The organism is Kineococcus sp. R86509 (assembly GCF_042466365.1).
Lineage (GTDB): Bacteria > Actinomycetota > Actinomycetes > Actinomycetales > Kineococcaceae > Kineococcus.
This window is the reverse complement of the sequence record NZ_JAXHCE010000001.1, coordinates 4,258,226-4,278,494: the sequence shown is the minus strand read 5'-3', so window position 1 is coordinate 4,278,494 and position 20,269 is coordinate 4,258,226. Positions and strand designations below refer to the sequence as shown.

Annotated in this window: 21 protein-coding genes; 6 read left to right on the top strand and 15 right to left on the bottom strand. The window is 72.2% G+C overall.

The features are described from left to right. The first annotated feature begins 80 nt into the window (after positions 1–80). The 3 genes from SJY07_RS20885 to SJY07_RS20875 are packed head-to-tail and all read left to right on the top strand — an operon-like array spanning position 81 to position 2,751. Positions 81–1,016, top strand: coding sequence for an ABC transporter substrate-binding protein (locus SJY07_RS20885; protein WP_328292290.1), 936 nt, complete (start codon positions 81–83; stop codon positions 1,014–1,016). After that, positions 1,013–1,975 carry an amino acid ABC transporter permease gene (locus SJY07_RS20880; protein WP_328292291.1) on the top strand — a complete coding sequence of 321 codons (963 nt, stop codon included), beginning with the start codon at positions 1,013–1,015 and terminating at the stop codon, positions 1,973–1,975. Before SJY07_RS20885 ends, SJY07_RS20880 begins: the two co-directional genes overlap by 4 nt. Next, on the top strand, positions 1,972–2,751 hold the full coding sequence (locus SJY07_RS20875) for an amino acid ABC transporter ATP-binding protein (RefSeq protein ID WP_380161436.1): 780 nt from the start codon (positions 1,972–1,974) through the stop codon (positions 2,749–2,751). The genes SJY07_RS20880 and SJY07_RS20875 overlap by 4 nt, the downstream gene beginning before the upstream one ends. Here the strand turns inward: SJY07_RS20875 and SJY07_RS20870 are convergent. Next, the gene (locus SJY07_RS20870; RefSeq protein WP_380161435.1) at positions 2,739–3,569 is read right to left on the bottom strand and encodes an alpha/beta fold hydrolase; all 831 of its coding nucleotides are present in this window, start codon (positions 3,567–3,569) and stop codon (positions 2,739–2,741) included. The two genes, SJY07_RS20875 and SJY07_RS20870, sit on opposite strands and share 13 nt — an antisense overlap. 61 nt (positions 3,570–3,630) lie before the next feature. Between SJY07_RS20870 and SJY07_RS20865 the strand changes: the two genes are divergently transcribed. Continuing rightward, complete coding sequence (locus SJY07_RS20865; RefSeq protein ID WP_380161434.1) at positions 3,631–4,092, top strand: hypothetical protein; 462 nt, start codon at positions 3,631–3,633, stop codon at positions 4,090–4,092. 10 nt (positions 4,093–4,102) lie between these two features. Here the strand turns inward: SJY07_RS20865 and SJY07_RS20860 are convergent, their stop codons facing one another. The 14 genes from SJY07_RS20860 to SJY07_RS20795 form a co-directional block, all read right to left on the bottom strand. Next, positions 4,103–4,735, bottom strand: a complete 633-nt coding sequence (locus SJY07_RS20860) for a superoxide dismutase (protein ID WP_328292295.1) — start codon at positions 4,733–4,735, stop codon at positions 4,103–4,105. A gap of 34 nt (positions 4,736–4,769) precedes the next feature. Continuing rightward, positions 4,770–5,720 carry a PDR/VanB family oxidoreductase gene (locus SJY07_RS20855; protein WP_380161433.1) on the bottom strand — a complete coding sequence of 317 codons (951 nt, stop codon included), beginning with the start codon at positions 5,718–5,720 and terminating at the stop codon, positions 4,770–4,772. Beyond that, positions 5,713–6,501, bottom strand: coding sequence for an MOSC domain-containing protein (locus SJY07_RS20850; RefSeq protein ID WP_380161432.1), 789 nt, complete (start codon positions 6,499–6,501; stop codon positions 5,713–5,715). Before SJY07_RS20850 ends, SJY07_RS20855 begins: the two co-directional genes overlap by 8 nt. 32 nt (positions 6,502–6,533) lie before the next feature. After that, complete coding sequence (locus tag SJY07_RS20845; RefSeq protein WP_328292298.1) at positions 6,534–7,193, bottom strand: GntR family transcriptional regulator; 660 nt, start codon at positions 7,191–7,193, stop codon at positions 6,534–6,536. 103 nt (positions 7,194–7,296) lie between these two features. Next, positions 7,297–8,895 (bottom strand): ABC transporter substrate-binding protein, encoded by a 1,599-nt coding sequence (locus SJY07_RS20840; protein WP_380161431.1) that lies wholly within the window; start codon positions 8,893–8,895, stop codon positions 7,297–7,299. A 48-nt stretch (positions 8,896–8,943) separates the two neighbouring features. Then, entirely contained in the window at positions 8,944–9,870 is a 927-nt protein-coding gene (locus SJY07_RS20835) for an ABC transporter permease (protein ID WP_328292300.1), read from the bottom strand. A gap of 5 nt (positions 9,871–9,875) precedes the next feature. Then, the gene (locus SJY07_RS20830; RefSeq protein WP_328292301.1) at positions 9,876–10,736 is read right to left on the bottom strand and encodes an ABC transporter permease; all 861 of its coding nucleotides are present in this window, start codon (positions 10,734–10,736) and stop codon (positions 9,876–9,878) included. Then, positions 10,733–12,481 (bottom strand): oligopeptide/dipeptide ABC transporter ATP-binding protein, encoded by a 1,749-nt coding sequence (locus SJY07_RS20825; protein ID WP_380161430.1) that lies wholly within the window; start codon positions 12,479–12,481, stop codon positions 10,733–10,735. Before SJY07_RS20825 ends, SJY07_RS20830 begins: the two co-directional genes overlap by 4 nt. Next, positions 12,478–13,383 carry a polysaccharide deacetylase family protein gene (locus tag SJY07_RS20820; RefSeq protein WP_380161429.1) on the bottom strand — a complete coding sequence of 302 codons (906 nt, stop codon included), beginning with the start codon at positions 13,381–13,383 and terminating at the stop codon, positions 12,478–12,480. The genes SJY07_RS20825 and SJY07_RS20820 overlap by 4 nt, the downstream gene beginning before the upstream one ends. Then, complete coding sequence (locus SJY07_RS20815) at positions 13,380–14,900, bottom strand: amidohydrolase family protein (protein WP_380161428.1); 1,521 nt, start codon at positions 14,898–14,900, stop codon at positions 13,380–13,382. The genes SJY07_RS20820 and SJY07_RS20815 overlap by 4 nt, the downstream gene beginning before the upstream one ends. Further along, on the bottom strand, positions 14,897–15,619 hold the full coding sequence (locus SJY07_RS20810) for an aspartate/glutamate racemase family protein (protein ID WP_380161427.1): 723 nt from the start codon (positions 15,617–15,619) through the stop codon (positions 14,897–14,899). The genes SJY07_RS20815 and SJY07_RS20810 overlap by 4 nt, the downstream gene beginning before the upstream one ends. After that, complete coding sequence (locus SJY07_RS20805; RefSeq protein ID WP_380161426.1) at positions 15,616–16,482, bottom strand: carbohydrate kinase family protein; 867 nt, start codon at positions 16,480–16,482, stop codon at positions 15,616–15,618. Before SJY07_RS20805 ends, SJY07_RS20810 begins: the two co-directional genes overlap by 4 nt. Beyond that, a complete protein-coding gene (locus tag SJY07_RS20800) occupies positions 16,475–17,653 on the bottom strand; it encodes an SIS domain-containing protein (protein WP_380161425.1) in 1,179 nt (392 codons plus the stop codon). The genes SJY07_RS20805 and SJY07_RS20800 overlap by 8 nt, the downstream gene beginning before the upstream one ends. Before the next feature lie 29 nt (positions 17,654–17,682). Continuing rightward, on the bottom strand, positions 17,683–18,462 hold the full coding sequence (locus SJY07_RS20795; protein WP_380161424.1) for a BtpA/SgcQ family protein: 780 nt from the start codon (positions 18,460–18,462) through the stop codon (positions 17,683–17,685). Between the two features lie 111 nt (positions 18,463–18,573). Here SJY07_RS20795 and SJY07_RS20790 point away from each other — a divergent pair, with 111 nt between their 5' ends. Both SJY07_RS20790 and SJY07_RS20785 read left to right on the top strand, forming a co-directional pair. Beyond that, complete coding sequence (locus SJY07_RS20790; protein WP_328292309.1) at positions 18,574–19,047, top strand: MarR family winged helix-turn-helix transcriptional regulator; 474 nt, start codon at positions 18,574–18,576, stop codon at positions 19,045–19,047. Continuing rightward, the gene (locus tag SJY07_RS20785; RefSeq protein WP_380161423.1) at positions 19,044–20,225 is read left to right on the top strand and encodes an MFS transporter; all 1,182 of its coding nucleotides are present in this window, start codon (positions 19,044–19,046) and stop codon (positions 20,223–20,225) included. The genes SJY07_RS20790 and SJY07_RS20785 overlap by 4 nt, the downstream gene beginning before the upstream one ends. Positions 20,226–20,269 lie beyond the last annotated feature (44 nt).

Sequence of the window (20,269 nt, the reverse complement as noted above, 5' to 3'; positions counted from 1 at the left end):
CGGCACCGGACACGGTGCTTCATCCCCCGGCCACGTGGTCCACACTGTGTCCGCTCGACACCCGCCAACGGAGGTTTCCCGTGCCCGTTCGTCCCACCGCCCGCCGCCCGTTCCTCGGGGCCCTCGGTGCCCTGGCCGTCCTCGGTCTGACCGCGACCGGCTGCGGGTCGGACTCGCTCTCGCCCAGCGGCTCCTCCTCCTCCACCACCAGCTCCGCGGCCGCGAGCGCGACCGGCAGCGCCGACGCCGCGCTGAAGGCGATGCTGCCGCAGTCGGTGCAGGACTCCGGCACGCTGCGGGTCGGCACCAACGCCGAGTACGCGCCGAACGAGTTCCTCGACGGCGACACGGTCAAGGGCATGGACATCGACGTCCTCAACGCCGTGGCCGCCAAGCTGGGCGTGAAGGTGGAGTACTCCAACGCGAGCTTCGACTCCCTCATCACGGGCGTCACGAGCAACCGCTACGACATCGCCATCTCGTCGTTCACCATCAACGCCCAGCGCCTCGGGCAGGTGAACATGGTCCAGTACTACAACGCCGGCACCCAGTGGGTCGTGGCCAAGGGCAACCCGGACGGCATCGACCCCGCCAACGCCTGCGGCAAGACCGTCGCGGTGCAGTCGAACACCACCCAGTCCGACGACGACCTGCCGGTCCGCATCAAGGCCTGCACCGACGCGGGCAAGCCGACCATCACCGTCCTGTCCTTCGACTCCCAGGAGGACGCGACGACCGCCGTCGTCCAGGGCCGTGCGGCCGCCATGCTCGCCGACTCCCCGATCTCGGCCTACGCCGTCAAGCAGACCGGTGACAAGCTGGAACTCGCCGGGGACATCTACGACGCCGCGCCCTACGGCATCGTCACCCCGAAGGAGCAGACCTCCGAGGCCGACGCGATCTCGAAGGCCCTCACCGCGATCGCCGCCGACGGCAGCTACAAGGCCGCGCTGGACAACTGGGGTGGCGCCTCGGGTGCGGTGACGGAGTTCCCGGTCAACCCCTCCGTGTCGTGAGCACGAACTCCGCGGAGGAACGTCCCGGACGGATCGACGCCGTCGAGGTCCGGCACCCCTGGCGCTGGGTCGCGATCGCCGTCGTCGCCGTCCTGGCGCTCATGCTGGTGCACCTGCTGGCGACGAACGACTCGTTCGACTGGCCCTTCACCCTGCAGGTGATGAACCAGAACATCGTCATCCGCGGTTTCCTGGTGGGGACGTTGTTCACCACCGTGTGCGCCATGGTCATCGGTGTGCTCGGCGGGGTGCTGCTCGCGGTCCTGCGACTCTCGGACAACAAGGTCCTCTCCGGCGTCGCGTGGGCGTTCACCTGGTTCTACCGGGCCATCCCGCGCTACGTGCTGCTCTCGATCACCGGCGGCATCGGCGCGCTGTTCGCGACGGGGTTCTCGATCGGGTTCCCCTTCGACTTCCTGCTGACCCACTGGTTCGGGACGCCGGACCTGCGGCTGCTGACCGTCAGCCAGACGACGCTCTTCGCCCTGTTCGGCAGCGTCTTCGGCGGCATCGTCGGACTCGGGTTGTCCGAGGCCGCCTACATGGCCGAGATCGCCCGGGCCGGGCTGCTCAGCGTCGACGAGGGCCAGCACGAGGCGGCCGCGGCGCTGGGGATGTCGAAGCGGCTCTCGATGCGGCGCATCGTCCTCCCGCAGGCGATGCGCGTCATCGTGCCGCCCACGGGCAACGAGGTCATCGCCATGCTCAAGGACACCTCGCTGCTCGCGGCGATCCCCGTCCAGGCCGAACTGTTCTTCCGGGTCGGCCAGATCAAGAACCAGACCTACCAGGTGATGGCGGGCAACATGGCGGCCGTCCTGTACTACCTCATCGCGACGTCGATCCTCATGGTCGGCCAGTACTTCCTGGAACGCCGGTTCGGTCGCGGCTACGGCGGCCAGCCCCGTCGTCGCCCGGCCGCCGCGGGCGTCTCGCTGGGCCCGGGGGGTGCGAAGTGAGCACCCCGCTCGTCAAGGCGCTGAACGTCTCGAAGGCGTTCGGCCACGTCGAGGTCCTCAAGGGCATCGACCTCGAGGTGAACTCCGGTGAGGTCGTCTGCCTGCTCGGCCCGTCGGGTTCGGGCAAGACGACGTTGCTGCGCTGCATCAACTCCCTGGAACGCATCGACGGTGGCCGGATCTGGGTCGACGGCGACCTCGTCGGCCTGGAGGAGCGCAACGGCCGGCTGCACCGGCTCACCGACAAGCGGATCGCCGCCCAGCGCCGCGACATCGGCATGGTGTTCCAGCGGTTCAACCTCTTCCCGCACCTGACCGCGCTGGAGAACGTCGTCGAGGCCCCCATCAGGGTCCGCGGTCTGAGCCGGAAGCAGGCCCACGAACGCGCCGACGTCCTGCTGGAACGGGTCGGCCTGGCCGACCGGGCGCAGAACTACCCGTCGCAGCTCTCCGGGGGGCAGCAGCAGCGGGTCGCCATCGCCCGGGCGCTGGCGATGCAGCCGAAGCTCATGCTCTTCGACGAGCCGACCTCGGCGCTGGACCCGGAACTCGTCGGCGAGGTCCTGCAGGTCATGCGGGAGCTCGCCGCCGACGGAACCACGATGGTCGTCGTGACCCACGAGGTCGCGTTCGCCCGCGACGTCGCCGACCAGGTCGTCTTCATGGACGGCGGGGTCGTGGTGGAGCGCGGCACCCCGGCCGAGGTCATCGGGAACCCGAAGGAGGAACGCACCCGGACCTTCCTGGCCCGGATGCGCGCCCATCAGGACGACTGAGGCAGGACCCGGAAGAACTCCCGCAGGCTCGCGACGACGAGTTCCGGGGCACCGGCGACTCCACCGGTGACGGACGACCGGTCCTCCCACACGACCCGACGGGCGTGCGGGAGGGCCGCCGCGAGAGCCTCCATCCCGGCGGGCAGCGGGGGACGGCTCCGCTCCCCCTGCGCCAGCAGGATCGGCAGGTCGAGGTCGGCCAGCACCGACCAGCGCGTGGTGTCGACCTCGTCGGCGGCCAGGGCCTCGAGGTCGTGGGTCCAGCCCACGGCCTCGCGGGCGGCGGCCACCGGGTCCGGGTCGGCCAGCGTCGACAACGCGGCCAGCACCGGTTCCGGGGTCAGGGTGACCTCCCGGGCGAACAGGTCGGCGGCCGCGCGGAAGTCGCGGTCGGCGACGAGGCCGCGGTAGCGGGTGAGGACCCCCTGCAGGTGCGGACCGACCAGCAGCAGCGGCGGCTCGATCACCGTCAGCGAGCGGATCCCCGCGGGTTCCGCCAGGGCCGTGTGCAGGGCGAGGCTCGCGCCGTAGCCGACCCCGACGAGGTGGACGTCGGACTCGGTGACCGCGCGGATCGTGGCCAGCAGGTCGTGGACGTCGTGCACCTCCTGGACGAAGGTGCGGGTGCCCCGGGCGTCGGGACTCGGTGGGTACCCGCGCCGCGCGCAGCGCCACACCTCGAAGTCGGGCAGTGCCCGGGCGAGCGGGGCGAAGGTGTGCAACCCACCGCCCGACCCGTGCAGGGCGAGCACCGGTTCGCCGGTTCCCGTCCGGCGCACGGCGAGGCCGGCGATGCGGTCCGTCGTCAACGTGTCCACACGAGTGAGCGTGCCACTCCGAGGGCGGGGAAGCCTAGCCTGACGTGCTGAGATGTCCCCCGTGACGTCCTCCCCGCACCCCGTCCACCTGCGCGTGCCCCTCGGCTGGCGCCTCTACCTGGGGTTGTTCGGCGTCGTCTGGCTCGCCCTGCTGTCGACGTTCGCCGTCCAGGCCGTCCGCGGGGGGCAGCCCGGCGGGGTCGCGGTGATCGTCGTGATGTTCCTCGTCGGCGAGGCCCTCGTGCTGCGCTCGGTGCGGGCCCGGGCCACGACGTCGGGATCCACGCTGACCGTCCACAACGTCCTCTCCACCCGCCAGCTGGAACGCGCGCAGGTCGAGAGCGTCCGCGTCGGGCGCCCCACGGGAAACCCGGCCCGGCTCGGGCAGGTCCTGACCGTGCTCGACCGCTCGGGCGGCCTGGTCACGATCGACGCGTCGATGCGCACGACGTTCACCGCCGGCGGCAGGCAGGCGCTGGAGGAGCAGCGCGAGGCCCTGGAGGCCTGGCGCCGCTCCCGCTGAACCGCAGCGGTCAGGGGACGATGAGGCCCACGGTCCGGCTGCGCGCACGCTCGAAGCGCGAGGCCGCGTCCGCCCAGTTCGCGACGTTCCACCAGGCCTTGACGTAGTCCGGCTTCACGTTCTTGTAGTCCAGGTAGAAGGCGTGCTCCCACATGTCCAGCACCAGCACCGGCACCAGACCCAGGGCGATGTTGGACTGCTGGTCGTAGAGCTGGACGTTGACCAGCTTCTGCCCGATGGAGTCCCAGGCCAGGATCGACCAGCCGGAGCCCTGGATGCCCAGCGCGGTGGCGGTGAAGTGCTTCTGGAAGCCCTCGAAGGAGCCGAAGCTGTCGTCGATGGCCGCGGCGAGCTCACCGACCGGCTTGTCGCCGCCGTCGGGGCTGAGGTTGGGCCAGAAGACGGAGTGGTTGACGTGTCCGCCGAGGTTGAACGCGAGGTTCTTCTCGTGCAGGTTCACGGTGGCGAAGTCGTCGCTGGAGCGGGCTTCGGCCAGCTTCTGCAGGGCGGTGTTCGCGCCGGCCACGTAGGTGGCGTGGTGCTTGTCGTGGTGCAGCTCCATGATCGCCCCGGAGATGTGGGGTTCGAGCGCGGAGTAGTCGTAGGGAAGGTCCGGAAGCGTGTAGCCAGTCGTGATCGCCATGCGGACGACCCTGCCCCCTCCAGCGCGCTGGAGGTCAAGCGGGGGCGACGGTGATCTCCGCGGTGAGCGCGCGGGAGACGCACGGCATGACGGAGCGGGCACGTTCGTCCTGGGTCAGGACGAGGTCGCGGTGGTCGGCCTCCCCCGCCACCAGACCCAGCCGGCAGGTGCCGCAGGTTCCGGACTCGCAGGAGGAGTCGACGTCGAGCCCCTCGGCGCGCAGGGCGCTCAGCAGCGACCGGTCGGCGGGGACCTCGACCCGGGCTCCGGTGGGTGCCCAGACGGCGGTGAACGGGACCGGGCGAGCGCCGAGGGCGTCGACGCCGGCGAAGTCCTCGACGTGGATCCGGCTGGGGCGCCAGTGCATCGTCAGGGCGAGGACCTCGTCGATGAGCGCGGTCGGCCCGCAGCAGTAGACGCGGGTGTCCGACGCGTCACCGCCGTGGGGGTCGGCGAGGTACGGCCACAGGTCGAGGCGGCCGTGGGTGGAACTGTGGTGCAGCAGCGACCCGTCGGCGCTGAACTCGTCGAGGAACGCCGTGTCCTCCGCGCTGCGGCTGAGGTAGAGGACCTCGATCTCCGCGCCGCCGCGGGCCCGCAGTTCCCCGACCATCGCGCGGATCGGGGTGATGCCGATGCCGCCGGCGATGAACAGGTAGCGCTTCGCCCGTTTGAGGGCGAAGTTGTTGGCGGGCCAGGTGACCTCGAGGACGTCGCCGACGCGGACGTCGTCGTGCAGGCTCACGGAACCACCCCGGCCACCTGCGTCGCGACGCACGCAGATCGCGTACTCGCACGGGGCCCGGGAACCGGCGTCGACGAGGCTGTAGCTGCGGCGCGGGCCCGCGGGGGTGGTCACGGTGACGTGGGCGCCGCCGCGGTAGCCGGGCAGCGCTCCCCCGGCGGGATCGCGCAGGACGAACCGGGTGACGTCGCGGGTGAGGTCGGCGCGTTCGGCGACGAGCAGGTTCAGGACGTCAGGCAACGCGTTCTCCCACGGTGAGTTCGGCCCCGTCGTGCAGGGTCCCGCCGTCGAGGACCTCGGCGTAGAAACCCATGGACTCGTGGCCGTAGGTGGTCGAGAGCAGTTGCGGGACGGGCAGGTCGCGCTTCCCGGTGCCGGGTTCGACCTCGGTCGCCGCGCACCGGACGGTCCGCTGGGTACCGCGGAACCGGACGTCGCCGAGGGTGAACTCCCGGTCGACGAGGTCGAACTCGCTCCACGCCGCCAGACCCTCGAGGTGGACGTTCGCGCGGAACCGCAGCGGGTCGACGTCGTGCCCGACGCGGGCGGCGAGGTCGCGGACCGATCCCAGGTTGACGAAGGAGACGAACTCCATCGCGCGGTCGGAGCCGTGCGCGGTGTCGGTGAACCGGCGTCCCGGTTCGCGGGCGACCACGGGTTCGGTGCCCGGCGGCAGGTCGAGGACGCGGGCGTAGAAGCTCCGCAGCTCCGCCAGTCCTCCGTCGGTGCCCAGGTCCGCGGTGAGGACCCGGTGGCCGCGGACGTCGACGGTGTAGACGCCCGACGTCGGTTCCAGGTGGGTGCTCAGCCCCGCGAGGCGGGCCTCGGCGACGAGGACGAAGAACTCCTGCTTGGAGATGCCGTGACCCAGCCCGGGTTCGTAGGCCCCGCCCGGCCGGGCCAGCGCGATCGTGCGGTCGAAGGGGACCCCGCACCCGGCGGTCAGGTCGACGTGGGTGAGCGGCTGCGGCGTCATGCCCTTGACCGGGTAGACGAAGAGCCCCTCGACGCGCGCTGCCACGACCCCAGGGTAGCGAGTGTCCGGGGCGCCCCTCAGCGCTCGTGGCGCAGGACGGCCAGCGACGGTTCCCGGTCCCGCTCGATGTGGGCGAAGGCCAGGGCCTCGGACATTCGGACGTCACCTCTGGCGACCGCCGCTGCGAGTTCGACGTGGTCCTGGAAGGCGTTGTGGACGTCCAGCTCGGAGGTCAGGTGGAAGAGCCACTGGACCCGCCCCGACACCGACCGCATGGAGGCCTGCATGAGCACGTTGCCCGTCATCTCGACGACGACCTCGTGGAAGCGGGTGCTCGCCTCGGCGATGCGGTACGGATCGCCCTCCTCGACGACGCGGTGGGAGTGCTCGACGGCGTCCTCCAGCGCCGCGGTCGACGCCCCCGCCGCGACGGCCCGGGCGGCGTGGCCGGCCGCACCCACCTCGAGCACCTCCCGCAGGTCGAAGAGGTCGTTGACCAGCTGGGTGCTCCACGTCGTCACCACCGCCCCGCGCTGGGGGGAGGTGACGACGAAACCCTCCATCTCCAGCATCGGCACGGCCTCGCGCAGCGGAACCCGGGACACGCCCAGTTCCTCGCCGATGCGGCGTTCCACGAGCTTGTGGCCCTGGGGGTAGTCCCCGCGGATGATGAGTTCGCGCAGCCGCGCGTGGATCTGGCGGGAGAGCGAGGGCGGCTCACTGGGTGCGGCAGTCATCAACCTTGTTCTTCCGGGGTCGTCGTTCTTCCGAGGGCCTCGCGCCTGCGACGGCCCGGTCCACCGGACCGGGCCGTCGCGTCGAACCTAGCGGCCCGACGAACTACTTCTCGAGACCGAGCTTGCTGAAGTCGAGCTCGTTGGCCCCGATGTTGTGCGATGCGGCCACCCCGGTGAGCCACTTCTGGGCGAGGACCCAGTCCTTGTTGTAGGAGAGGTTGTAGTAGCACCCCGTCTTGGCGTACTCCTCCGCGGCCTTGACGTAGAGGGCGTCGTCACCGGTGGCGACCGCCTGGTCGAGCTGGGCGTTGACGTCGGCGACCTCGCAGCCGAAGTAGTTGATCCCGCCGGAGGCGTCCCAGAACACGTGACCCCACATGTACGGGGACCCACCGTCGGGGCCGTTGTTGCCGTCGAAGAACGCGTCCGGCCCCTGCGTGGGGTCGTTGATCCAGCCGAAGACCTGCGACGTCGGGTAGGACACCGCGGTCGCCTTCACGCCCAGCGCCTGGAGCTTCGCGGCCTGGATGTTCGCCATCTGCTCCGCGTTGGTGTTCCCGCTCGCGAAACCGATGGTCATGGCCGTTCCCGCCGGCAGGGTCTTGGCGTAGGCGGTGAGGACGCTGGGGTCGTAGGTCAGTTCCTGCTTGTCGGCCCCACCGGGGATCATGCCCTTGGCGTACAGGGTGGTCGCCGGTTCGGACCGGCTGCCGAGGACCTGGTCGACGAGGGACTTCTGGTCGATGCTCTGCAGGAACGCCAGTCGCGCGTCCTGGTCCTTGAAGAAGTCCTTCGAGGGGTTGAGCGTCACGAGCGCGGACTGCAGGGTCGGGAGCATGTAGCTGGCGTAGTCGGTGGACTTCTCGTACTTCTTCAGGCTGGAGGACGGCAGCGCGGCGACGACGGCCGACACGTCCCCCTGGTCGAAGGCCAGCTGCAGGGCCGAGACGTCGGAGTAGATGGGGAGTTTCACCGTGGTGAACGGCGACTTGTCGCCCCAGTACCCGTCGTACTGCTTCAGCGTCCAGGACGTCCCCGGCTGCGCGTCGGAGATCGTGTAGGGCCCGGTGCCGACGTCGTGGGTCTGCAGGTAGGTCTGCGCGTCGTCGGACCCGGCGTTGCTCTGCAACGCGGTCGGGGACTCCATCTTCGGCCCGAACGGCGAGGCGAGGTAGTCCAGGAACGCGGAGTTCGCCGCCTTGAGCGTGACGACGGCGGTGAGGTCGTCGGGGGTCGCGACGTCCTGGACGCCCTCGACCATGTACGCCGCCCCGCCTTCGACGGCGATGCGACGGTCGAAGGCGACCTTCACGGCGGCCGAGGTGAAGGGGGTCCCGTCGTGGAAGGTCACCCCGTCACGCAGGTGGAACGTGTAGACGGTGTTGTCCGCGTTGACGTCCCAGGACGTGGCGAGCCGCGGCGCGATCTCGACGGAGTCCTTGTCGTTCGCGTACTGCACCAGCCCCTCGTAGGTGTTGAGGACGATCGCGAGCCCGTTGTTGGCGTAGTAGACGTCCGGGTCCGGCGGCTGGCCGATGTCCCCGAGCAGACCGACGGTCAGGGTCCCGTCGGTGGGGGCGGCGTTCGCGGCCCCCTGGTCGTCACTGCCCCCGCCGGAACAGGCGGAGAGGGCGATCAGCGGGACGGCGGCGGCGGTGGCCAGCAACGTGCGCGTCCGCCGGCTGAACGAGCTGAACCTCATGGGTTCTCCTCAGGTGGGGGGTGGGGAGTTCGGGGGTGAGGGGGGAAATCAGGCGAGTCGCGGGTCCGCCGCCGTCTGGAGGACGTCGGCGAGGGTGTTCACGACCACGTAGACGGCGCCGAGGACGAGGGTCACGGCGGCGATGGCGGGGTAGTCCGAGGTCGGGATGCTGTTGGCGAGGTAGTTCCCCATCCCGGGCCAGCTGAAGACCTTCTCGACGACGACGGTCCCGGCGAAGAGGAAACCCAGCTGCAGGCCCGCCATCGACACCGACGGGCCGATGGAGTTGCGGACCACGTGCCGCGCGAGGACGCTCGCCTCCCCGAGTCCCTTGGACCGGGCGGTGCGGACGTGGTCGGCGGCCAGGGTGGTCTCCAACCCCGACCGCAGGATCCGGCCGATCGCCAGCGCCGGGGCGATGGCCAGCACGGTGGCCGGCAGGACGAGGTGCTGGAGTTCCGACCCGGGACCGCCCTCACCGCGCCCGGACCCCGGGAGCCAGTCCAGCCGGGCGTAGAACAGGATGATCCCGGCCAGCGCCAGCAGGAACGGTGGAGCCGTGGCGGCCACCAGCAGCACCCCGCGGTAGACGCCGGCGAACCGCCAGCGCAACGCGGCCGAGGCCGCGAAGAGGGTCGCGAGCAGCAGGGCGACGACGAAGGAGGCCAGCACCAGTTCCAGCGTCGCCGGGAACGCCGACGCGAGGTCGGTCGCCACCGGGCGGTGCGTCCGGTAGGAGGTGCCGAAGTCCCCCCGGACGGCGTGCCCGAGGAACCGCAGGAACTGCACGGGCCACGGGTCGTCGAGGCCGAGCCGGTGACGTTCGGCGTCGACGGCCGCGCGGGAGGCGTTGGCCCCCAGCGCGGCCCGGGCCGGGTCCCCGGGGGAGATCTGCTGCAGCGCGAACACGACGGCGCTGAGGACGAGGAGCACGGCGACCAGCGCACCGAGCCGACGGACCACGAAGCGCAGCACGGGGTTCACCTCCGGGTTCCGAGCAGGGTGCGGATGCCGTCGCCGGCGAGGTTCGCGACGAGGCTGAGCAGCAGGACCGCCGCGCCGGGGACGACGGGGACCCACCACGCGCTGAGCAGGAGCTGGGTGTTCGCGGCGGTGTCCGCCCCGAGTTCCGCGGCGGGCGAGGGTTGTCCCAGGCCGAGGAAGGAGAGTCCGGCCAGCAGCAGGACGACGTTGCCGATGTCCAGGCTGGCGGTGACGACGGCGGTGGGGACCGCCCCCGGCAGGACGTGGCGCAGGACGAGGCGTGCCCGCCCCACCCCGGCGACGCGGGCGGCCTCGACGTGCGGACGGGTGACGATCGAGCGGACCTCGGACCGGATCAACCGGGCGTAGTAGGGCCACCAGACGATCGACATCCCGAGCAGGGTGTTGCGCAGACCCGGCCCGAGCGCCGCCACGAGGGCGATGGCGACCAGCGTCGAGGGCAGCGCCAGGAACAGGTCGGTGAGGCGCATCAGCACCGTGTCGACCCAGCCGCCGGCCACCCCCGACGCGACCCCGACGACCCCACCGACGAGCAACCCGATCGCGACGACGGCGAGGGCGGAGAACCACGAGGTCTGGAGACCGAAGAGGGTGCGGGAGAGGATGTCGCGGCCGATGGAGTCGGTGCCCAGCAGGTTGCCCGCCGACCCGAGGGGCAGTTGCGGGGCGGCCACCGGCTGGATCGGGTCGGCCGGGGCGAGGAAGCGGGCGAACACCGCGAGGACGGTCAGCGCGCCCAGCAGGGCGACGAGGAACCAGGCGAGCCGGCGGCCGCTGCGACCGCGGCCGGTGACGACCGGGACCGTGAGCCGGCGGGTGACCAGGACGGAGCTCACGCGACCACCCCGATCTCGGGGACGGAGGCGACGAGCGCCCGGGTGTAGGGCTCGCGGGGGTTTCCGATGACCGCGTCGGCGTCGCCGAGCTCGACGATCCGGCCCGCTTCGACGACGGCGATGCGGTCCCCCATCAGCCGGGCCACCGCGAGGTCGTGGGTGACGAAGAGGACGGTCATGGCGAGCTCCTCCCGCATGTCCCGGATGAGGTTCAGGGTCGTGGCCGCGAGCGAGGCGTCCAGGGCGCTGGTCGGTTCGTCGCAGAGCAGCACGGCGGGGCGCAGGATGGTCGCCCGGGCCAGGGCGACCCGCTGACGCTGTCCGCCGGAGAGGTCCGCGGGTCGTGAGCGGGCGAGCGAGGCCGGCAGCGAGATGGCTTCGAGGGCCGCCGCGACCCGGCGGTCGGCCTCGGCGCGCCCCAGTCGCAGCGGGGCGAGGCGTTCCCGCAGCGTCTCCCCCACGCTCAGCCACGGGGTGAGCGAGGAACCGGCGTCCTGGAACACCATCTGGGCGCCGCCCGCGGCGACGGTGATGCGCCCGGAGCGGACGGGGACGAGGCCCGCGATCGCTCGCAGGATCGTCGACTTGCCGGAGCCGCTCTCGCCGACGATGGCCAGCGCCTCCCCCGCGGGGACGCCGAAACCCACCCCGCGCACGGCCTCGACGCTGCGGCGCCGGCGCCCGTGACCGACGGTGTAGGTGCAGACGACGTCCTCGAGGAGCACCGCGAGGTCGTCCGACACCCGCGCGGCCCGCACCGGGGCGGTCGCCGCGACGGTCACGGACCGCGCCACGTCCTCGGTCGGGAACCAGCACGCGGCGCCGTGGTCCGCGCTCGGCCGGGAGGCGTCGAGGTCCGGGGTGTCGGTGGTGCAGCGCGCCACCGCCAGCGGGCAGCGGCCCCGGTAGGCGCAGCCGTGCAGACGTTCCGCGGGGGTCAGGGTGTCGCCGGTCAGCGTGGGCAGCCGGCGGTCCTTGGCGACCTGCAGCGAGAGCCGCGACCGCAGCAGACCCGCCGTGTAGGGGTGCGAGGGTTCGTTCAGCACCTGCTCGGTGGGGCCCACCTCGGCGAACCGGCCCGCGTACATGACGGCGATGCGGTCGGCGATCTGCGCGGCCACGCCGAGGTCGTGGGTGATGAGCAGGACGCTGCAGCCGTGGTCGTCGCGCAGTTCGCGCAGCAGGTCGAGCAGCTGGGCCTGCACGGTGACGTCGAGCGCCGTCGTCGGTTCGTCCGCGACGACGAGGGCGGGACGCCCCGCCATCGCGATCGCGGCCATGACGCGCTGGCGCAGACCACCGGAGAGTTCGTGCGGGTAGACCCGGAACCGCAGTTCGGGTTCGGGGACACCCATCGCTCCCAGCAGGGCGATCGCCCCCGGACGGTCCTGACCGGCTTCGACGATCTGGCGGCCGACGCGCATCGTCGGGTTCAGCGAGGTCATCGGGTCCTGGAAGATCGCCCCGAGCGCGCTGCGCCGGGCCTGGCGTCGTGCGGTCTCCGTGCCGTGGGCCATGTCGGTGTCGAGGACCCGCACCTCGCCCGTGACGTGCGGGCGAGCGACGTCGGGCAGCAGCCCGAGGACGCTCAGCGCGAGCATGCTCTTGCCGGAACCGGACTCCCCGACGAGGCCGACGATCTCACCGCGGGCGATGTCGAGGTCGACGCCGCGCAGCACCTCCGAGCGCACGCCGTCGCGTTCCAGGGACACGTGCAGGTCCCGCACGGTGGCCGTGGGATTCACGCGACTCCTCCCCCGACCCGTTGCGCCGCACGCAGGTGCGCGGCGATTGCCCGGGGCTGGGTGAACCAGACGCGGTCGCGGTGGGCGCTCAGGTGCCGCAGTGCCCGGTCCAGGGCGCGCAACCGGAACGGGGCACCGGAGATGAACGAGTGCAGGACGACGCTCATGACCAGGGGCTGCTCCTCGGAGCGTTCCAGCAGTTCGTCGAACTCGTCGACGATCATGTCGGCGAACTCCCCGGCCGAGGCGCCGCGGCCGACGACGGTCGTGCTGTCGTTGACCTCCAGGGCGTAGGGCAGGGCGAGGATCGACCCGGACACCGTCGCGATCGGCACCGGCCGGTCGTCCAGGCGCAGGTCGAGCAGGTACCGGTACCCGGTGGCGACGAGGTTGTCGAGCGTCGAGGTCGTGTGGGTCAGCCAGGGGCTGGACCAGCCGCCGGGCGCGGTTCCCTCCTCCGCCGCGATGCGGGCGGCGACGGCCGCGAGGTAGTCCGCCTCGCCGGCGGCAGACATCCCCTCGAGGGAGTCGGAGTTGGAGATCCCGTGGCCGACGAACTCCGCACCGAGGCGCCGCGCGGCCTGGAGGAGTTCCGGGGCGGTGTCGTAGAGGGCGGTGTTCAGCAGGACGGTCGGCGGGATTCCCGCGCGCTCGAGGCGTTCCAGCAACCGGAACGCACCGACGCGGTTGCCGTAGTCGCGCCACGAGGTGTTCACGAGGTCGGGGGCGCCGACCTCGGGGACGATGTCCTCGGTGCGGCCCGCGCCGAACCGGTACTCCTCGAGACCGAGGGCGACGTAGACGGCCAGGCGGCGGCCGTCCGGCCAGTCCGGGCCGGGGGCGGCGGTGATGGGCTGGTACTCCCAGACGGCGTGGCCGGGAGACTTCTCGTCGTGCGTCATGCGATCCACCTGTTCATTCCGACGTCGGTGCGGGCGGCCCGGCGGACCACGGCGTCGTAGGCCGGGAGCAGGGCGTCGGCCGCGGCCCACGTGCGCTGGAGAGCGGGAAGACGGGCGGCGTGCAGTTCACGCGCCTCCGCCAGCAGTTCGGTCTCGTCCACGGAGACCACCCGGCCGGCCTCGGCGACGACGTGACCGGCGACGAGGGTCATGGCGACACTGCCCCCGTTCTCGCAGTAGACGAGCTGGCCGCGGAGGTCGTTGAAGGGGGTGAACGCGGGGGCGTGCAGGTCGAGCAGGAGGAGGTCGGCCTGGGCGCCGACGGCGACGCGACCGACCCGGCCGGTCTGGCGCATGGCCGCCGCACCGCCCTCCCAGAGGGCCTCGAGGACCTCGGTGGTGCTGGGCCAGTCCTCGGCGTCGAGCCCCGAGACGTTGTGCACGAGTCCCGCGGCCTTGACGACGCCCCAGGTGTTCACGGTGTCGTCGCAGATCGCCTCGTCGACGCCGAGCGCGATCGGGATCCCCCGCTCGCGCATGGCCCGGAACGGCATGACCCCGCTGCCCAGGCGCAGGTTGCTGACGGGGTTGTGGGCCACGACGGCGCCCGCGTCGGCGATGAGGTCCAGGTCGTCGTCGTCGACCCACACGGCGTGGATGACGTTGACCCGCTCGCTGAGCAGCCCGAGGTCGGCCGTGTAGCGGACCAGGCTGCGGCCGGCGAAGCGCTCCTGCCCGGTACCCGGCACCGACAGCGCCCGTTGCACCCGGGTCTCCAGGAAGTGGGCGAACAACGGGAGGTCGTGGCGGCGGCTGAGGTCGTCGAGGGCCGCGAAGTACTCGGGGCTGACCCGCTGCGGGGCGGAGATCGACACCGCGGCGGTGAGCCGGCCGCCGTGGCTCCCGTGCCAGTTCCCGACGAGGTGGTCGTAGGCCGCGAGGAGTTCCGGGGCCGCGGCCGGGGCGGGGGTGTTCAAGGCCTGGGCGAAACCCTCGTCGGCCCCGGCCAGGAACGGGAGCTTGTCCGCGTCGGGGAGTTCGGGCTGGTCCAGGGCGACCGAGGCGCGGATCCCGCTGTCGGCGTAGGCCTGCATGACCGCGTCGATGATCTCGGGGTCCGGGGTGGGCATGAGGAACGCGTCGTCCTGCACGCTCGTCGTCCCGGTGCGCAGCATCTCCAGGGCGCCGAGCATCGTGCGCAGGTACGCCTCCCGCGGGGTCGGCGTCAACGCCGGGTCGGCGGGGGACTCGTAGAGCATGAACGTCTCGAGCGGACGGCTGCGGAACGCGCCCTTGAGGTGGTTCGCGGGCGAGTGGAAGTGCGCGTTGACCAGGCCGGGTACGAGGACGTGGTGACCGGCGCCGTCGACGGTGCGGACGTCGGCGGGGGCGAGTCCCCGCGCCTGCTCCCCGATCGCGGCGATCACGTCGCCGTCGACGAGGAGGTCGGTGGGGCCGACCATCGCGGAGGGCTGGGCGGGGGCCCAGACCAGGACGTTGGTGAACAGGACGCTCATCCCCACACCTCGCTCGTGGCCGGGGAACCGACGGGTTCGGCCCAGGTGTTCGCCCGGGAGGTCGTGAGGCCCTGGGCGAGCAACCCTTCGAGCGCCGTGGTCGCGGCGGCGACGCCGTCGATCACGGGGACCCCCAGGGCCGCGCGCAGACCGTCGACCAGGTCGGTGAGGCCGGCGCAGCCGAGCACGACGGCCTCGACCCGCTCCGCCGCGAGGGTCTCGCGGGCCTCGCGGGCGAAGGCGTCGAAGGCGGGTCCGGCGCCGGTCTCGATGTCCGCGACGGAGACGTCGACGGCGCGGACGGTGCAGCGGTGCGCCAACCCGAGTTCCTGCACGACGCGGTCCGTCATGGCGATCGTCCGCGGCGGCATGGTGATGACGCTGAACCGGTGCGCGAGCAGCGAGGCGGCCTGGAGCGCGGCCTCCGTCATGCCGACGACGGGTCCGCGGGCGAGTTCCCGGGCGGCCGGCAGACCGGTGTCCCCGAAGCAGGCGATCACGTAGCCGTCGACGCCGTCGCGTTCGCCCTGCTCGACCTGTTCGAGGATCCCGGCGGCGCCGAACACCTCGTCGACGTGGGTCTCGACGGTGGCGGGGGCGCGGCGGGAGTGCGTCGCGGTGACGGTCGTCCCGGGGCGGGCGACGGCGCGGGCGGCCGCGAGCACGGCCTCCGTCATGGCGACGCTGGTGTTCGGGTTCAGGACCCGGACGTGGCTCACGCGAGGCTCCCCAGATCGGCGAGGAGACCGGCGACGCCGTGGCCGCCGATCGCGACCCGGGCCGCGGCGGCACCCGCGCCCGCCGCCTCGACCGGATCGGCACCGGCGACGTGCGCGGCGGCGAAACCCCCGCAGAACGCGTCGCCCGCTCCGGTGGAGTCGACGGGTACGACGGCCTCGGTCGGCAGGAGGACCGTCCGGTCGGCGGTGGCGATCACGCAGCCGCGTTCGGCGGTCTTGACGACGACGACGTCCGGGCCGGCGTCGCGGAAGATCTCCGCCGCCCGTTCCAGGTCGGTCGTCCCGGCCAGGGCGACGGCCTCGACCTCGCTGGGCAGGAACACGTCGCAGGTCGCCAGCAGGTCCAGGAGTTCCCGCTCGTTCCCCGCGACGTAGTCCTCCTGCAGGTCCAGGTAGATCGTCGCGTCGGTCTGCGCACGCAGCCACGGCCCCAGGGTGAGCTGGGAACGCAGGCTCATGGCGGAGACGAGGATCCCGTTCGCGGACAGCGCTTCACCCGTGACGTCCTCGGGGTACACGGAGAGGACGTCGAAGGCCTCCTCACCGCAGAGCAGGTGCCAGGTGCGCGACCCGTCGGCGGCGTACTCGACGCGGTTGCGCACGGTCGGGATGGTCCGCGGCCGGCTGGTCTCCACCCTGATGCCGAGTTCCGCGACGGTTCCCAGCAACGTCGACGGCAGGTCGGAACCCATCGGCGCCAGCATCCGCACGTCGGTGAGCGTGCGACGCGCGGCGAGCGCGGCGAAGAGGGCGTCGCCGCCGAGGGCGGTCGTCTCCCGTCCGTCGATGACGAGGTCGTCGATCGTGAGGTTCCCGACGCAGAGCAGCGACGCGTCAGTCACCGGGGTTCTCCGCTGCGCGGAACTGCGCCATGGCCAGGAGGTAGCCGGTGAGCTGCGCGGGGAGGACGGTCAGCAGCGGGCTGAGCGCCTCCGGGACCGCCGGAACGGTGATCACCCGGTCCGCGACCTCGTCGAACCCGGTCACCCCCTCGGTCGTGATGACGTAGACGCGACCCCCGAACCGCTTGGCCTCGGCGGCGGTGTGCACGGCGCGCGGCACCGACGGGCCGGCCGGCGCGATGATCCAGATCGGCTCCCCCGCCTTGAGGGAGTTGTAGTGGTGGAACTCCTCGACCTGGACCGCCTCGGCGTGGTCGGGGGTGCACTCCTTGACCTTGGCCGCGCCGATGACGGCGGAACCCCAGCTCGGGCCGGCCGCCGAGAACAGGAACGTGTCGGCGTCCCGTTCCCGTTCGGCGATCACCGCGAGGGGTTCCTCGACGTCGGCGATGACGCGTTCCATGAGGTCCGGGACGCGTTCGAGGTGTGCCGCGAGTTCCTCCGCTCCGGGCCGGCCGGTGGTCCGACCGACCCGGACGGCGAGGTCGAGGAGCAGGGCCAGGGCCGTCGTGGAGGACTGGGTGGGCCAGCCGACCCGCGTGGCCTTGAGCAGCAGGGTCCGGCCGCACTCGGCGTCCAGCGTCGAGCCCGGGGTGTTGGTGATCGCGACCGTGAGGGCGCCGGCGTGCTGGGCGACCAGGGCCGCCTCGACGGTCCGCGTCGTCTCACCGGAGCTGGAGAGGGCGATGACCAGGCTGCGCGGGGTGAGCAGGGGCGCGAGGTAGTAGGCCAGGTCGAGGCTCTGCACGGGTTCGCAGGGGACGCCGAGCATCTGCTCGAGCGTCTGGCGGGCGGCGATGGCGACCGCGAGGGAGTCCCCGGCACCGGTGACGAACACGCGGTCGAGGTCGTGCCCGGCGATCAGCCCGGCGAGCTCGGCGAGGGCCGTGTCGTTGGCGGCGAGGGTCTCCCGGATCCGTGCCGGCTGGGCCAGGAGTTCGGGGTAGGTGGCCTCGTCGCGGGCCCGCCGCTTCGGGTCCAGCGGGTGGTCGCTGGGCAGGGCCACGATCGAGGCGTGCTCGGCGGCGGAGACGCGCTGGACGACCTCCTGCTGACGGGCGTCGAGGGGGCTGTCCGGGCCGATGAAGGGGCTGGGGGGCGTGCTGGTCACAGGGGGCTCCGTCTGGCTGGATCGGTCGTTCACGGGGTTCCCGTCGGGAGGGCGGCGCCGAAGCGGGCGGCGACCTCGGGGTCGACGCGGGCGTCGGGGGCGCTGGAGCGCTTGATGGCGCTGCCGAGGATCGCGCCGTCCGCACCGGCCACGGTGGCGTCGATGGTGGCGAGGGAGACGCGCCCGCCGACGACGAAGGGGACGTCGGGGACGAGCGCGCGCAGCTCGGCGATGTCGGTGAGGGCGTCGGGCACGCCGCTGTCGCGGGTGACGACGAGGACGTCGGCGCGGCCGAAGTCCCGGGCCTCCCGGGCGGCCCACCCGGGGGTGGAGGCGAGGGCGAGGCTCGTGGCCTCGTGGACGTCGGCCCAGACCTCGACGTCGGCACCGATCCGCCGCCTCACCGCGGCGACGTCGTGCGCGCAGCCCTCGATCCAGCCGGTCGGGCCGATCGAGACCCCGGTGAGGACCTTCACCCGCACGAACCTGGCTCCGACGGCGTGGGCGATCGCGACGGCGCTCGGTCCGTCGTTGTGGCCCACGACGACCCCGATAGGGAGGTATACCGAGTTGGTCACGGCGGCACCCACCACCGAGAGCGCGGCGACGGTGGGAGCGTCGACCCGGACGGCCTGCGGCATGTCGCTGGCGTCCTGGACCATCACGTGGGTGAAGCCGGCCCGTTGCAGGGCAAGGGCATCTTCGACGGCGCGAGCGGCGATCTCGCGGACGGGAGTGCCGGCGTAGTTGACGGCACCGGGTAGCGGCGGCAGGTGCAAGACCCCGACGAGGCGGAACGAGGAGGACACGAGCTGGACGGTATACCAGGACGGGTTTCGTGGAGGTTTCATCTGTGTAACACCTGGAATTCCCGTTCAGCGGGTTGCCGTCAGGTGTGACAGTGCTGTTGTATCAGTACTGTGACACCTTCCGACCCGACCCTGGAACCCTCCGGCCCGAAGCCCGTCCTGCGGCTGCTGGCCGCCATGGACGACGAGATCGCCCGGCTCTACGTCGAGCGCGGGATGGGGCACGTCCGGCCACGGTTCGTCCTCCCGCTGCTGCGGTTGCACCACGCCGGACCGATGACGGTGCGGGCCCTCGCCGGCGCCGTCGACGTGACCCAGTCGGCGATGAGCCAGACCGTCGCGGCGATGCGGACGGCAGGTCTGGTGCACTCCTCCCCCGGCGCCGACGCCCGGACCCGGACCGTCGACCTCACCGACGCGGCACGTTCCGTCGTGGACTTCCTGGACGCGGAGTGGCGGGCCACCGAGGCGGCCTGGGACGAACTGCAGGCCGAGATCGCGCACCCCCTGCAGCAGAGCGTCGACGAGATGCACGCGGCCCTGGCCCGCACCTCGTTCGGCGAGCGGATCGCCCGCCGGTTGTGATCGACCTCCGGCCGCTGCGCCACCAGGGTTTCCGGAGCCTCTGGATCTCCTCCACCGCGACGGGGACGACCGCCCAGCTCGCCGGCACCGCACTCCTGTTCCAGGTGCAGACGGAGACGGGGAACACCGTGCTGACGGGGCTGGTCGGGGCGGCGAGCGCCGCAGCCACCGTGGCCGGCAACCTCGTGGGCGGAACCCTGGCCGACCGGTTCGACCGGAGGAGCGTCGCCCTCGCGACCACGGCGGTCTCGGCCGTCGCCGCGCTGGGGTTGGCCGCCGCGTCGGCCCAGGGTGGGGTCGGCGCCGTGTTCTGCCTCGTGGTCCTGCAGACCGTCGCGACGTCGTGCGGCGCTCCCGCCCGACGCACGTTCTTGCGCCGGCTGCTCCCCGACCAGCTCGTCCCCGCGGGGGTCGCCCTGCTGCACCTGTCGTTCCAGGTCGCCCTGCTGGGCGGCCCTGTGCTCGGGGCGCTCCTGCTAGCGAGCACCGGACCCGCACCCGCGTTCCTCGTCGACGCGATCGTGTCCCTGACGGCGCTGTTCCTGCTCCGCAGGTTGCCGGGAGTTCGCGCGAGTTCCGCCCGCGTCTCGCCGTTCGCCGGGATGTCGGAGGTGTGGCGGCGGCCCGTGCTGCGGACCGTCCTGCTCTGCGACCTGCTGGCCACCGTCCTGGCCATGCCCGTGGCCGTATTCCCCGAGATCGCCGCCGCCCGGTTCGGCGACGCGTCGAGGTTCGGGTTCCTCCTGACTGCCCTCGCCGTGGGCGGAGTGCTCGCGGGTCTGCTGAGTTCCCGGATCACCGCCTCGGCACGGCCGGTACGCTTCGTCGTCGGAGGCGGCGTCGCGTGGGGTCTCGCCCTGGCCGGTTTCGGGTTCGTCGACTCCCCTGCACCGTCCCTGCTGCTGCTCGTCGTGGCCGGCGCCGCCGACACGGTCTCGGTCATCGCGCGCGGCTCCCTCGTGCAACTGCACACACCGGACGAGGTGTTCGGGCGGGTGAGCGCGCTGGAAGGTGTCGTCGGGGTCGCCGGCCCCGGACTGGGAAACCTCCGGACGGGCGCTCTCGCAGAGTTCACCACACCTGGGTTCTCGGTCCTGCTCGGTGGACTGACGGCCGCCGGGGCAATCCTGTGGACAACTCGTCGTGGATCCCGGGGTCGTGTCGGAGGGCGGTGGTAGAACTGTTGCGGGTGCTCCGCGAGATCTCTTAGTGTTGCACCGCA